The 13,940-nt window shown below is 40.1% G+C and carries 13 protein-coding genes; 3 read left to right on the top strand and 10 right to left on the bottom strand.

The window, feature by feature from the left end; translation table 11 throughout:
* Positions 1–987: 987 nt before the first annotated feature.
* The 4 genes from H7J92_RS09450 to H7J92_RS09435 all read right to left on the bottom strand — a co-directional run bounded on the left by H7J92_RS09450 (position 988) and on the right by H7J92_RS09435 (position 6,481).
* Positions 988–1,716, bottom strand: a complete 729-nt coding sequence (locus H7J92_RS09450) for a Fic family protein (RefSeq protein ID WP_221836664.1) — start codon at positions 1,714–1,716, stop codon at positions 988–990.
* A gap of 441 nt (positions 1,717–2,157) precedes the next feature.
* On the bottom strand, positions 2,158–4,422 hold the full coding sequence (locus tag H7J92_RS09445) for an S-layer homology domain-containing protein (RefSeq protein ID WP_221836662.1): 2,265 nt from the start codon (positions 4,420–4,422) through the stop codon (positions 2,158–2,160).
* 378 nt (positions 4,423–4,800) lie between these two features.
* A complete protein-coding gene (locus H7J92_RS09440) occupies positions 4,801–5,775 on the bottom strand; it encodes a proline dehydrogenase family protein (RefSeq protein ID WP_221836660.1) in 975 nt (324 codons plus the stop codon).
* An 88-nt stretch (positions 5,776–5,863) separates the two neighbouring features.
* Complete coding sequence (locus tag H7J92_RS09435) at positions 5,864–6,481, bottom strand: DUF3298 and DUF4163 domain-containing protein (protein ID WP_009496524.1); 618 nt, start codon at positions 6,479–6,481, stop codon at positions 5,864–5,866.
* A gap of 120 nt (positions 6,482–6,601) precedes the next feature.
* Here H7J92_RS09435 and H7J92_RS09430 point away from each other — a divergent pair, with 120 nt between their 5' ends.
* A complete protein-coding gene (locus tag H7J92_RS09430) occupies positions 6,602–6,979 on the top strand; it encodes a nucleotide excision repair endonuclease (RefSeq protein ID WP_009496523.1) in 378 nt (125 codons plus the stop codon).
* 34 nt (positions 6,980–7,013) lie between these two features.
* Here the strand turns inward: H7J92_RS09430 and H7J92_RS09425 are convergent, their stop codons facing one another.
* The 5 genes from H7J92_RS09425 to H7J92_RS09405 form a co-directional block, all read right to left on the bottom strand.
* A complete protein-coding gene (locus tag H7J92_RS09425; protein ID WP_040758079.1) occupies positions 7,014–7,364 on the bottom strand; it encodes a YolD-like family protein in 351 nt (116 codons plus the stop codon).
* 182 nt (positions 7,365–7,546) lie between these two features.
* The gene (locus H7J92_RS09420) at positions 7,547–7,831 is read right to left on the bottom strand and encodes a hypothetical protein (RefSeq protein ID WP_078816712.1); all 285 of its coding nucleotides are present in this window, start codon (positions 7,829–7,831) and stop codon (positions 7,547–7,549) included.
* A gap of 300 nt (positions 7,832–8,131) precedes the next feature.
* On the bottom strand, positions 8,132–9,145 hold the full coding sequence (locus tag H7J92_RS09415; RefSeq protein ID WP_221836658.1) for an LCP family protein: 1,014 nt from the start codon (positions 9,143–9,145) through the stop codon (positions 8,132–8,134).
* Positions 9,135–9,662 (bottom strand): sigma-70 family RNA polymerase sigma factor, encoded by a 528-nt coding sequence (locus H7J92_RS09410; protein WP_040758077.1) that lies wholly within the window; start codon positions 9,660–9,662, stop codon positions 9,135–9,137. Before H7J92_RS09410 ends, H7J92_RS09415 begins: the two co-directional genes overlap by 11 nt.
* A 186-nt stretch (positions 9,663–9,848) precedes the next feature.
* Positions 9,849–11,567 (bottom strand): methyl-accepting chemotaxis protein, encoded by a 1,719-nt coding sequence (locus H7J92_RS09405; protein WP_009496518.1) that lies wholly within the window; start codon positions 11,565–11,567, stop codon positions 9,849–9,851.
* A 389-nt stretch (positions 11,568–11,956) separates the two neighbouring features.
* Between H7J92_RS09405 and H7J92_RS09400 the strand changes: the two genes are divergently transcribed.
* Complete coding sequence (locus H7J92_RS09400; RefSeq protein WP_009496516.1) at positions 11,957–12,382, top strand: MarR family winged helix-turn-helix transcriptional regulator; 426 nt, start codon at positions 11,957–11,959, stop codon at positions 12,380–12,382.
* A 69-nt stretch (positions 12,383–12,451) separates the two neighbouring features.
* Here the strand turns inward: H7J92_RS09400 and H7J92_RS09395 are convergent, their stop codons facing one another.
* A complete protein-coding gene (locus H7J92_RS09395; protein WP_246602693.1) occupies positions 12,452–13,204 on the bottom strand; it encodes an SDR family NAD(P)-dependent oxidoreductase in 753 nt (250 codons plus the stop codon).
* Between the two features lie 321 nt (positions 13,205–13,525).
* Here H7J92_RS09395 and H7J92_RS09390 point away from each other — a divergent pair, with 321 nt between their 5' ends.
* A complete protein-coding gene (locus H7J92_RS09390) occupies positions 13,526–13,939 on the top strand; it encodes a DUF948 domain-containing protein (protein ID WP_343228085.1) in 414 nt (137 codons plus the stop codon).
* Position 13,940 lies beyond the last annotated feature (1 nt).

The following is a 13,940-nucleotide window of genomic DNA, read 5'->3' as shown; positions in this document are numbered from 1 at the left end:
ATAAAACTCTAACTTTTAGGGGTCACTACATTCATTGGAAAACTAAGCACTTCTTTATTATTTCGGTATTCAATTATTCAACAAAAACGGCCGTTTATGAAATTGAGCGCTGCTCTTTCTTGAAGAAAAGCGCCTTTTAGCGGAAAACAAACGATATTTCATAAATAAAGCCACATATAGCAAACTTTACTCTTTATTTGGTATGTTGGTTTTCGTACCACTTTGAGTAATAACAACTCTTTTTATACTTTTAGATAAGTCTTTATCGCCCTGAATAATAAACGTTCTTGGGGTGGCATCTGAAGTGCAATCACCATCATGATTTGTCAAAAATATCTTTAAAGCCTCATTGTCATAACTCAATTTACTATTTTCTTCAGTGTAGGGACAGTATGCAACGTATTATTTGGGTCCTATTGTAAGACTGGACGCATTCCCATTTACGGAAATTCGTCCAATCATGGATACTGATAAACCCAGTCCTTCAACACACACTGCTCACATTCGACACTCTAAAAGATTATTGTTATTCACTTGTGGTATTGAATTTTCTCTAAAAAGAATTTTCTTAATGGCCTACATCAACAACCGATTATGCTTTAAAAGACCGTCATCATTATCTTGTTCATTATATTTCCCCATGCTTAAATAAATCCTTGATCAAAGTTGGCGTAATTGCGATATTTGTATTGATAAGCTCAAGTACTTTCTTTTTTTCTGCTTGAGAAAGACTCATGTTTTCCAATCGAAGATTATGCATCACTCTTCTAAATTCTTTTGATCGATATTAAATTCTTTCATACAAACACCACTTTCATACTGTTATCCTTCCCTTTATTATACATTTCAATTTCGTTATTTACTAATGACAAATAAAAAGTGTGTCTTAACGAAATCTCCCATAGATCATGCTCTTTCATAGAATATCAATGTTCGCCGCTACGTTCTTATATTGTATTAAAAAAGCACCTCATATAAGATGCTAATCTAATTAATTGCACTTAAATATAAATCCAAAGAATCTTCCGCTTCTCGTTCTACTAACGCAATAAAGTCTTTGTAATCTTCTGTTGTATGAGCTTTATCGAGCGCTTCGTAATAGGCTAATCGATTTTCAACCTTTATAATTACTGGGGGAAACCCATCCTTCATCATCTCTAAGTTAAGCAAAAGTCTAGAGGTGCGTCCTTTCCCAACTATAAAAGGATGAATTCCCACAAAAATGGCATGTAACATTGCTCCCCGCTCCACTGGATGAAGGTCAACTCCTGCTGTATAATACCAATTCATCATCTGTTCCATTTTTTCTTGAATTAGAAAATGCGCTGGAGGAGTATGTTTAGCACCCGAAATAAAGACTTGTTCTTGACGATATACTCCTGCATATTCATCGACAATCCCCTTTAACACTAAACGATGTAAATTTTTAATTTGCCATTCAGAAAGTGATGCTTTCTCTTGGACAATTTCTTCGACATACGAAATAGCGTCACGATGATTAATGACTTCTAAATGCTCCCTTAACGTTTTACCACCGACAGTAATTCCTTCAAGAACTACTTTCGTTTCGTACATTGTTAGTGTATTTCCCTCAATGGCATTCGAATTATATGTCCACTCAAGAAATAATTTTTCTTGTAAACTTTTTAAAGTATATTTTGGTAAAGGGCGAGCATCATCTAATTGCGCTTTCTTTTTATTAATCACTTCAAACAAGCAATTCGCCTCCAATCCTAAGTTTACATCTAGACGGTTTCTATTATTGTACAGTATAGTGGAAACGCTTGCCTCATTTTTAACGGGTTCTGTTGATTGAGAGAGAATTGGAATTGACTAAGAAAAAAGGAGTGCAAATCGCACTCCTTTTAATTTAAAAATAGCATGGTTATTCTCAATCCAAATAGATGCTTATTTATTTCGCATTAGACTTAGCAGCTTCTCTACTTTAGAGGTAAATGGTTTTTTTTTTGCTCATATTGCTCCCCCTCGTATTGTTCGCATATACTGTTCATTTCAATACATTTTCTTTCGCAAGTGAAGCTTTATTTCGGAAAATGCATCTATAAGAGTAACAAATAGGAAATTTCACACGAATACTCATGGTCATCTAGACGAATCCATCAATTTATTACAAAGGCATCTTCAAACAATTTTACTTTACAACGCATCTGTATGCTCGATTCCATTAGGTAATAAGTTAGACATATCGATCCGTTTCAGCCCCTCTTTAATTTTAGTTGTATACCCTTTCTTATTTTTATCTAAATAGCCTGCTTTTGACTCGATCATCCGCTTAAACACAGGCGTTTTTGCTTCGTCTACAGCAAGCCAGTTCTCATAGGAATCAATCAAATCTTCCAATGTCAGATGGGTATAGTCCCTTCCTGCAAACTCTCCATCGGGCGTCCGCTTATACCATATATCCCCATCATCCCGGATCCAGCTTTTTTCTTCCAGCGCGATCGCTTTTTCAATCGCACTTGCTGTTTCTAGATAAACAGTATCCCCAAACTCTTGATAGGCCAATAAAAGAATGTTCATCCCGCCAAGCTGATGATTCATAGATGTATGCGTAACCACCTTCTGCTTCACTGGGAAATAATCTGGAATATAATAAGCACCTGGCTTCAAACCACTGATATTCCCTTTTTCCTGCTGAGCGACAAGCAAATCAGCATAGTTGCGCAGGCCTTCACTCGCATCCGGATGTTCAAAAGCATCGCCGGCTTTATTCAAGAACAAGGCAATTTGTTCATTAAAACGCGTATCAATAAACGGAGCCGTAAAGCCGTACAAGTCTTTCAGGTAGGTACTGGTCACTTCTGTTTCCCAATACTGTTCCTCTCCTTTGAACAACTGTAAATTGACAAATGCATTATGCAGCAGGTCTTCATAGAACCGCTCTTGTGTCTGTTGGTACAGTTCCATGGCACGGTCTTCTTTCATCATCAGCAAATTACGGCCATACGCACGTCCGGAAGCAGCAATCGGTTCCACGGTCTCGGCCATTTTACTGTAAGCTCCTTTGGCAGTGTACCATTGATTGCGTTTTTTACTATGGAGGGCAAATTCATGCATCCAGTTATCCCTTTGTTCATCTGTAGAGAACAACTTGGTTCCGGATGAAAGAAGCCATTGATCTGTAACATCATCACCATGCGATTGCAATGCAAATACAGACACACGCGTGCCGCCCATCACTATGCTGCTGTATACATCTTCTTCTGCCAGAAATTCGCGGGTACGGCTGCTCCCCTGCGCATAGTTTATTTCCAATTCACGGGAACGATACGATTTTCCGATCAGCTCCTGACTGATTTTGTCATCCGTCACCGTCTCCAGTAGACCAACAGGAAATGTCGTCACATCTTCGCCGACTAGTTTCTTCACTTCTTTTTTCGCAGAAAACTTGCTGAACGGTTCGAGTGCATTTGATTTAATTTCGTCTTCAGTCTGTACAAGATCTATACGGATCGGGGTCGTCTCGGGATTCCGTAACTCTGTAAATAAGAAATAGTCACTGTTTGGCAACTGGCGCTTGACCACGGTCATAGTTACAGAATCCTGCCCGTTCACACTGTACGTATACATTTGATCGGTTGCATGACCGTGAGCCTGCGTCCGTTTTTCAATCAACTGCAATTGCTGATCGGACCGCAGAAATACTTTACACTCCTCACCCAATGGTAATTCAATAAATTGCTCCGAATGAGGGACGGCTTCAAATGGTCCGATTGTTTCCGGTTCAGTGAGCTTTACAGCTGCCCGTTCTTTCAATGCGCCCGACTGAATCATCGTCCTATGTAAGAATACTGCGAAGGTCGCTCTTGTGACAGGTGATTTCGGATCAAACGAGCCGTCTTCTTTCCCTGTCGTAATACCATATTGTTTCAGCACGTTTACACTTTGTTTATGAGATATGCCGATTTCATTTTCATCCGTGAACCCACTTGCCGTCCCTGTGTTTTTTAAATTGAACGCGCTGACGATTGCGCTGGCCATCTGTTCTCTTGTTAAGGGGTCACTGACGCCGAACGCGCCGTCCGGTTTTCCGGCAAATATCTTTTCCTGGTATGTCGCCATCGCTCCACGTAAAAAGGATGACTCCTGACTGACATCTGTAAATATCGGTTCATATGGCGTATCGGGTAGTTGTAATGCACTTGCTAATAAATTGGCCGCCTGACCACGTGTTATAACAGCACTCGGTCTAAATTGAAAATCCGGATACCCGGCAATAATCCCTTCATCCGCCAGCTGCATCACTTCATCTTTGGCCCAGAATGTATTGTCTATATCCGAAAATCGCTGGTCCTGCACCGCAGCACCGAAATGGGAAAAAGACAGGCTGGCCAGGGTAATTAAAACAAATAACAAACTAATGAAAAGAACGACCTTTATTTTTCCGAACAATTTTCTCACTATATATTCACTCCGCTATCTGTTATTTTATTTAGAACCCTACAGACGGAGATTTTCTATAAAAGTTTCAAATCATTTGATAAAATAAGTGTATTTCTACTAAATGAAGCTTTATTTAGTAGAATCATAAGAAAAATAACACCTGGCAATTCGGCGTATGAGCGAGAATACTCCCTTTATGATCGCGGGGAGAAGACATATGAGCGAGTTTCGAGTCCGTATGAGCGGCAAACGGATGGATATGAGCGCCCGGCCGAAAATATGATCGCCGACGGGCATCTTATGAGCGTGAGGGTCCTAAAGAAACACTTGATATAAAAAAGGGCTATCCAAGAAATCGTCTAACGACTTCCCGGATAGCCCTATTCAATGATTTCGTCATTTCCCACGCTTCGACAACCGCCCAAGCAAAAATGCACCTGCCGCCAAACCTATTACTGTATTGGTCTTCTTATTAAACACTTGCTTCACCATCAAATTCATATTTTGCGGACGTTCCGCCAATCTGCGCATGAAGTACCCATACCAATCTTCACCGAATGGTACATATGTACAGAAGCGGTAGCCTTCCTTCGCTAACGCCAGCTGCAAGTCTTTGCGGAATCCGTATAGCATCTGAAATTCGAATTGATCACGCTCGATGTCATGTTCTGCTGCAAAGCGTTTGACATGATCGATGATTTTATCATCATGCGTGGCAATTGAAGTGAACTTTCCATGAAGCAGATGCCACTCGATGATTCGGATGAAGTTCTCATCAATTTCTTGCTTTTTTTGATAGGCAACAGCAGGCGATTCTTTATATGCACCTTTCACCAGACGCATTCGCATGTCACGATAGGCACGCGTGTCTTTCAATGCGCGATGAAAATACGCCTGAATGACGGTTCCAATATTCGTATACCCTTCTTCTGATAATTCATTAACCAGACGGAAGGTAGGTTCAAGCCGCGGATAATTCTCCATATCCAAATTCACGAAGATGTCGTCGCGGCTTGCCTTTTCTGCTATCTCTTTTATTTGCTCTCTACAAAACTCATAATCGATGTCGAGGCCGAGCTGAGATGGTTTCAAGGAGATATGTGCATCCGCTTGCTGCTCGCGGATCGCCTCCACTACTGCTAAGATCTGTTCTTTCGCCCTGATAGCCTCGCTTTTGTCGTAAACAAATTCACCTAAATTATCAATGGTACACGCAATCCCTGCTTGATTTAGTTCTTTTACGCTGTCCATCATTTCTGTAATATTTGTTCCAGCCACTACCTGCTGCGCTCCAAGCTGTAAGCCATAGTTCCGAGCGGCGCGGTTCAACAATTGATTTTCCGATAAACCGATAAAGAGATCTCTTAGCATACGTTCCACCTCGTTTGTATAGTCTGTATATTCAAATTATAGCATTAATACTTCATATATTCCTACATATCTTCCGTAAGAGATCTTGTTAAACTCCTATAAATGGCAGCATTCTATCTGCAGGGCTGCCTGGCTTGATGAGGTCTTCCAGGTCGAGTAGTGGAATCGGGAAATACGGGAAACCGGCTACGTAAGGTGAGATTTCATACAGCTGGAAATAGACGACGAGGGAAGTATCTGCGATGTAGAAATCTTGATCGGGCCGGATTTGTTTAAATGGCTCCAATACAGGCGTTTTCCATTTTTCAATATGCCGGCGGACATATTCAGAAATCCGCTGCACATATGGGCTGCCTGGCTTAAAAAGATCGGGCAAGCTATAGCTTCTGCCTGTACGTGTGTCGAACGTCAGTGACTTACAGACTGTCATTCCATGCGCCCCGCCAGTGAAGGAATAGACAATAAGATTTAAACTGAGAATCCCTCGCTGGTTGTTTTTTATTTCAAAATCAGCTACTAATTCGACCAAACTGGGTTCGTAATAATTTTGTTCCACAAGCAGTTTATTCATCTCTGTGAAAATCACTTGATTGAGCTGCTGCTGAATTTTCGGGTCCTCCAGCTGAATGATGACAGGATAATAAATATTCACTTTGGGTTTCGTATGCGACACATGATACGCTTGTATAACAGCAGGCAATTTCATGGATTCATCCTCTCCAAGGCATTTGTCTACCATATGCAAGGAACACACGGAAAGTTTCTCGCTTTTTCCCCTGCCATATGGTAGGATGGACACTTAATCATATGAGGATGTGAAGTAAAATTGATTACGATTCAATTACCAGAACCAGCTGTGACAATCGTTCGCAGAAAGCAGGAACTGACGCCGGATACGACGCCAATCAAGCCGATCTTCGGTTTTATTGATTTCCATGAAATTCCCCGGGATAAAGGCGGTCTGTTGTTGTTTTACAACCAAAGTGACGAGCTATTATTCGTAGGGAAAGCAAGAAAGTTGCGCCCGCGTCTAAAAAAGCATTTTGAAGACCAAGTATCTCCATTGCGCAATCACCGTGAAGAAGTAGCGAAAATAGCTGCTATTCTTGTGGACGATCCAATGGAGCGCGAGATTTATGAAACGTATGTGATCAATACGGAACGCGCAAAGTACAATACAGAAAAAGCATTTTACAGAGACTAAACTGTCTGCATTCGCAGACAGTTTTTATTTTTGTTCAAACCCCATCCGCACCTTTTGCCAGTTGTACGTCGATGATGTCGGCAACAGGGATTCTTTCCGTACCGAAAGGATCGCCAAGCAGAATTGCGGAATTAGCAGAATCAAGCGCTTCGATCACTCCCTGATGATAACGCACTTCACCGTCATGCCATGTCTTGATCAACAGTTCACACTTGCTTCGCCAGCCATGTTCCAGCGTCAGCTGCATCGATTGCAGCTCCCAGTCCGTCAGCTCTGGTCGTTCCGTGTACTGATCTTCCCGCTGCCAGTCGCGTAGACGTTCTAAATGTTCAGGAAGCATCAGAGAAGTCCATTTGATATTTCCTCGGTCACGATTTCGCTCCATATAATTGCTCCTTCCAAAACCGTATATATGTTCGTGATTATACAGAACATATATTCTGAATGCAATGTAAAAAAAGACCATCACAATTGATGATCTCTTTTTGTTCAATTTCATGATTCGGTGACGCAATGCCCTTATCAACAATTGCACCTTTTAATTGCACAAAAAAGTTAATGCAATAGTTATTTTCTATTTTTTAACTCTAAAAGTGTGGGAGTTATATTTAATAAAATCGCTATACTCGTTAAAATCCAAAACGCTTTTTCCATCGTAGGCACTACGTCTGATAAAGCAGCCCAATCTTCCGCCTTTACCCAATTGGAGACCATACTATAATCTGCAACAAGGGTTAGAGCAGTAAAAGATAACCCCATCGCCATTGCCAATTTATAATCTTTGCCTGTTCCATACATATATAAATTTATAAAAGTTGCAGTTATTGCTAGGAGTCCGAATATTAGCCACAAAATTACACATCCTCCATTCATACTGAAAGTTCTTATTAATTAAGACGAAACGAGATAGTGAGCAGTTTCATAATTTCAGCATAATGACCCGATCCTGGTATATTGCTACGCCACAAACTCGTCTTGATACTTGAGGACCCAGTTTCATTTAATTTTTCATTAAATAGATAACGCTATCATTTCTTTCAACTTGATTGGATCAGTTCTTTTACTTAAATAGTCAGACAAGCAATAGAACCATCGACGTGTTCCCCAAATCGAACTCAAATCAAAGATGTTTCCCTTATTTTAAAACTCTTATCAGTTAAATGTAGTTAACTCTTCTGAAACTGAATTTAAAAATTTCTTCTCAAATTTAATATAGTATGACTCATTCATCATGGAACCTATCATTCCATCGGTTAAAGATACTAATTGTATCGAGGGAAGTTCCAATGGATTCTCCAATAATTGTTCAATTGGAAAATCACCTTCTATTTCAGTAGCAAATTGTTCTAATTGCGTTTGTGGTAACACGTTTATTGTTTGATTTATAACCGCATTAATGAGGTTTAATTGGTCTTTTTCACCCAATTCATTTCCCACTGTAGCATCCATCAGTAATGCCAAAACTTCTTCTCCATTCAAACGATGCGTTCCCTTTTTGAATTCAAATGCTACTTTGGATATTGCTCGGACTCGAATATCTTCTTGCAAGTCGTAATCTATACCATTCACTGAATCAATCATCTTTGAAAAAGCTTCTACATCCATCACAGCATAATAATCAATTGGTAAATCAAATAAATTAGAAATGGTTGTTCGTACATCTTCAATCCCTCCCGAACCATTTACATAAGCGTGCGACAATTTATCATATGGAGTAGTTTTTTCATTATCCAATATCGGAGCATAGGTATCACGAGGAATCGATAGAATCTTCATCATATTTTTATCTTTACTATAAGTAAATAAAAGGTTAATTGGTATTCTATTATTTTCATCTTTCACCGTTAATAAAGTGGTTGAAACTTCATTTTCTTGTACCACTGATTTGCTTGTATTTGCATTACCGTCAATATTTCCGTTGCTTTGGTTGGCAATATCTCTAGGTAGGATTGATGGAATAAACAAAATTATACACAAGCCCGCTACTACTAAAGATGCTGCAAGTGGGGTGAACTTTTTTGAAGAAAAAATAATGGATTTCTTTTTTGTATTATGCTTCTCCAGTTTATGAATTTTTTCAAATACCTCATTACGGTCTTCTTTCGTAAATCGTAGTTCTTGGTCATCCGCATTATAAAATTTTTCTTTTAATCGTTTATCTCCCATTCAGCTCTGCCTCCCTTATCATTAACTCTAATCTTTGTTTCGCTCTTCTTAATCGGGTTTTCACTGTATTGACCGGTATATCCAACACTTCGGCAATTTCCTCCATGTTTAGTGAATCATAGTAATATAGATAAACTACTTCCCTATACACTTTTGGAAGAGAAAAGACAGTATCCTTTATTTTTTTATTCCTGTATTTCTCGATAACTGTTTTTTCTGTTGATGGCAATATGGATTTTGCTGTTTCATTTATAAAGCTTTTTACTTGTACCATTTTGTAATTCCAGCTTTTTAAATGATCTTTACATTCGTTGATTGTTATGCGATATAGCCAGGTTTTGATTTGTGAGTCATAACGGAATGAATCAAGGTTTTTATAGCATTTGATAAACGAATTTTGAACCATGTCCTTAGCAGTCTCTGTGTCTTTCACGTAAGAGAATGCAAGCCGCATCAACTCATTACCGTATTTAATCATCACTCTCTCTAGTTCAAAATCTTTTTCTTCTTTGTTCAATCGATTATCCTCCCCTTCAAACCACTTCAAATTCAGCAATTAGACGATTATCAAATCATATTAGGTTCAATTTTTATAAAAATTAATTTAAGCACAAGTATAGCTTAAATAAAAAAGCCTGTATCCTGATTACAAGGTAATCAAAGATACAGGCTTTTCAGTTATTATTCTTTCTCAATAGATCGTCTAATTTTGTTCTGGCAATCGGAAGGAACCGACAAACACTTCGAGATCCTGTGCCATTTGATTCGTCTGCGTTGAGCGATCAGCAATTTCCTCGATACTTGCAGTCGTCTGCTCTGCAGCTGCTGCAATATTATTCGTCATGTCTTCAATATCTCGAACCGAATGCGTCAGATTCTCGATTAATTGCACGACTTCACCCGACTTTTCTGATTCTGAAGTCATCAGGCGTGAAATGTTTTTAATTTCTTCAACAGTTTCTGCCACAGCGGAAGAAATATTGCTCAATGACTGAGAGGTGAGTCGTACAGTTTCTGTACCTTTGGTAATATGCTTCGTATTTTCTGATGTGGAAGTGATGACTTGCTGAATTCGTTCTGAAATATCCTGAACCAATTTCTCCACTTCCAGCACTTCTTGATTGGACTGCTCCGCCAATTTTCGTACTTCTTCGGCAACTACCGCAAATCCTTTACCATGTTCGCCGGCACGAGCGGCTTCAATGGATGCGTTCAGGGCGAGCAAGTTCGTTTGTGCCGCAATTCCGGCAATCGACCCTGTAATATCTTGAATTTTCGTTGTGGATTCCACCAAGTTTTGAATGGTATCTCCAACTTCTTGTGACCCGGTTCGAATCAATTCCATGTCTCTGCTGATTTCGTTAGCCCGCTGTGCGCCTTCGAGCGCAATGTTCATCGTTTCATTGGAATTGACGAGCATAGCATCTGCATCTTCTTTCGTACTGCGTAAGTCGTTGGCCAAATTCGTTAAGATTTCCGTTGCACTTTCGGCGGTAGTTGTTCCATCTGTCACCGCTGTTGCCACTTCTTCAATGCTATTCGCAACCATAGAGACAGCTTCTCGCATTTCATTCAACGAACTAGAAGTTTCATTTGAATTCTCAGATAACTGATGCGATGTAGTGTTCATCGTCCCGATCATTTCTTGCAGGTTCACTGTCATGCGATTCAACGTGCGTGCCAAGTCCCCTACTTCATCGTTCGAGTGGACGGTTGTGGTTTCCACTGCCAAATCTCCATCCGCAATTTTCTTCGCTTGGACAATCAAGCTGGAAATCGGCTTCGTTTTTCGACGAATGAGGAAGCCTGTTACAATGGAAGCTAGCAGCATCGGAATAATGCTGATCAAAATGCCGTCGCGCACAACATCCCACGTACGATTTTTCACGATATCGGCATCAAAATCAATGACACTGACCGCAATAATTTCCTTGCTTGGATCATGGTCTTTATGGATAGGCGCATAACCGGATAATCTCTTCATGCCGCCAAACTCATAAGGTTCGGAATAGGAAGGATGTGCGTGTGCCAGCAAATCGTCCACTGCTTTCTTATCCATGTGGAACGCATCTCCAGGCTTAAACCCTTTACTTTTCAGATTGTCATCCAATGCAATCAAATTACCATCCAAATCCAAAATATATTGCGTTTCAAATATATCTTTGTGATCAGTTGTCCAATTCAATGTTTTTCCAATTTCATCCTGCGTCTGAAGATCACCAGCCATCGCCTTTTCCATTTCATCCGGACGAATCAGACCGGTTGTAATATTGGCACAGCCATATGCTTCAATTCCAGCTGCGTCATATAATTTATCATATGCTGTTTTGTACGTGGCAATCGATGTGATCGCTAGCATTACTACTAAGATCCCGGCAATAATCGTTCCTAGTTGAAATGTTAGTGAATCTCTAAATTTCATCAATCTTTTTGCCCACCTTTCTCTTTCTAATCATCTAGTTCATTCGTTGTCTTAATAATACGCTATCAATCTGTAATTAAAAAGTAGAAAATGTAAATCTCTTTATTTTCGATAGCAAAGTAAAGTAGTTCATGGCGAATTTGTCATAGAAATGTTGTAAATACTCAAATTGCTGTATAATGAATAGTATATGAACATAAGGTTTATCTTTATTCAGCAGAAAACCCCCGCCTTTATGGCTGGTGAGAGGAATACGGTTTTCTTTCCTGTTCAACGGATTTCCAGAACAAAGATAAAGCTTCCGGCAGATGACACAAATTTTAAATCCAAAATTTGGGCGCAATACCGCCGGGACATAATTGATCATAAAAGAAAGGCAGGTGTCCCATTTGAAAGATGAACAAACCTTCTTCAATTTGCTCCATACGATGGATCAAGTAACGAATAAAATGCTCATTCGCTTCCAGCGTGAGTCTGAGTTGTCACTTGGCATTTCTCACATCCTAGTGCTGTTAGAACTACATAACAACGGGGAACTGCGTCCATCCGATCTGGCAGAGACTCTCGGCTATACGCCGGCCTCTCTTACTCATTTATCGACCAAACTCATCAAAAATGAATATATTACGCTGCGAAATGATAAAGAAGATCGACGTACGAAGTATTGGAATATCACACCTCTTGGCTTGGAGGTCTTGAATGAAGCTAAACGATACGGTCAACAAGTACGAACCGAATTTTTTAGCCATCTATCTGCCGCCGAGCAGAGCCAATTGTTAAAGATTTATACGAAGTTGAATGAGACATTCATCTGATTTTTAATGCGTCAAAAAAGGCTGTCACTGAAAGAATTTTCTTTCGGCAACAGCCTTTTGCATGAGTTATTATCGAAGTTTGATGGAACCGCCGTCCACCATCAATGTCTGACCTGTTATATAATCCGAGTCTTCGCTAGCCAGAAAAACAGCAGTCCGACCAATGTCTTTTTCAGGATCTCCAAGTCGGCCTAAAGGATTCTTGCTGAGCATGGCTTTATAGAAATCAGGATGTTCTTCTGCCCACTGTTCAATCCCCGGAGTTTTCGCAATTGGGGAAATCAAGTTGCATGTAATACCATATTGTCCCCATTCGTTTGCAGCTACCCGAGTAACCGCACGGATCGCTTCTTTTGCAGCTGCATAGGAAACTTGATTGACGTCCCCGTTAATTCCTGCGCCTGATGCAAAATTCACGACTTTTCCCTTTGTCTCTTTTAAATGTGGAAGCGCTGCCTGCATCAAATAAAAAGTAGGGTAGAATCCCGTGCCGAATGAAAGGTCTAGGTCTTCTTTAGTTGTTTCCTCGAATGGCTTCATACGTGAAGCGTGCGCATTGTTGACCAAGATATCCAATTTCCCAAAGGTCTGGACTACTTTTTCCACAATAGATGGTAAGGTCAAATGATCGGATAGATCCGCTTGAATGAATATGGACTGAGGAGAAATTTCTTTCAGTTTTTCTATCGCTGCCTCACCTGCTTGTTGATTCAAGTCGACAATGGCAACGGTTGCACCTTCTTTTACATAGGCTGTTGCAATTCCAAAGCCGATACCGCCTGCTCCCCCGGTAATGATGGCAACTTTGTTTTCTAGTTTCATAATCAACCACTCCTTCATGCAGTTAGTTTAACATTAAACAATAAGCGCAGTAAATGATTTCAACTCACAAAATGGGCAGAAAAGTATTCCCTTTTGGCGCAACGAAAGTTTTTTCGAAATTGAGATAGATACAAAGTGGATAAATCCTGTTTTTATGATATGTTAAGCATATCAAATAGAAGCCACAAGCAAGCTGGGGTTTAGATTCTCCTCATTTGTGGAAAGACAAGGGTATGGAACGTCAACCCGCAATTGCAATTCGGCAGACGTTTTGTATAAAATAGTTCATGTTTTTATCATGTGGAGGTGACGAGATTGAAGGTGCTCTTGTATATTAGTGCCATAGTCGCCGTAGCGGCCTTAGTAGTCATTGCAATTGCTATTATCAAAACGGCCAAAACGGTCAAAGAAGCAATGAAAGACGTAACGGACACGATGAAACGCGTAGAATTAAAAGTGGGTGGCATTACAGATAAGACGGATCAGCTGATGAATCAGACGAATCGAATTGCGGAAGATGCGAATGCCAAATTACAATCTGTTGATGGATTGGCGGCTTCGGCAAAGGAACTTCGTGATTCTACAGAGTATGTACAGCATTCCTTAACGAAAATAGCCGATCAAGTAGCTGCGACCCCAGGAAAATACGCAAAACTGATGCAACAAACAACTGTTTTATCTGAAGCAGCAGCGCGTATGTATTACAGCGCGAAGCAACAGAAAGGAAAGAGGTGAA

The sequence above is a fragment of the Sporosarcina aquimarina genome (assembly GCF_019748715.1).
Classification (GTDB): Bacteria; Bacillota; Bacilli; order Bacillales_A; family Planococcaceae; genus Sporosarcina; species Sporosarcina newyorkensis.
This window is presented reverse-complemented; position numbering and strand designations above follow the sequence as displayed.

What these genes read in the sequence shown, in the direction of transcription:
- H7J92_RS09415 (WP_221836658.1), bottom strand. Translation starts at nt 9,145, where the DNA reads ATGGGAGATAAACGATTAAAAGAAAAATTTTATAATGCGGATGACCAA.
- H7J92_RS09395 (WP_246602693.1), bottom strand. Translation starts at nt 13,204, where the DNA reads ATGAAACTAGAAAACAAAGTTGCCATCATTACCGGGGGAGCAGGCGGT.
- H7J92_RS09425 (WP_040758079.1), bottom strand. Translation starts at nt 7,364, where the DNA reads ATGGAGCGAAATCGTGACCGAGGAAATATCAAATGGACTTCTCTGATG.
- H7J92_RS09440 (WP_221836660.1), bottom strand. Translation starts at nt 5,775, where the DNA reads ATGCTAAGAGATCTCTTTATCGGTTTATCGGAAAATCAATTGTTGAAC.
- H7J92_RS09435 (WP_009496524.1), bottom strand. Translation starts at nt 6,481, where the DNA reads ATGAAATTGCCTGCTGTTATACAAGCGTATCATGTGTCGCATACGAAA.
- H7J92_RS09405 (WP_009496518.1), bottom strand. Translation starts at nt 11,567, where the DNA reads ATGAAATTTAGAGATTCACTAACATTTCAACTAGGAACGATTATTGCC.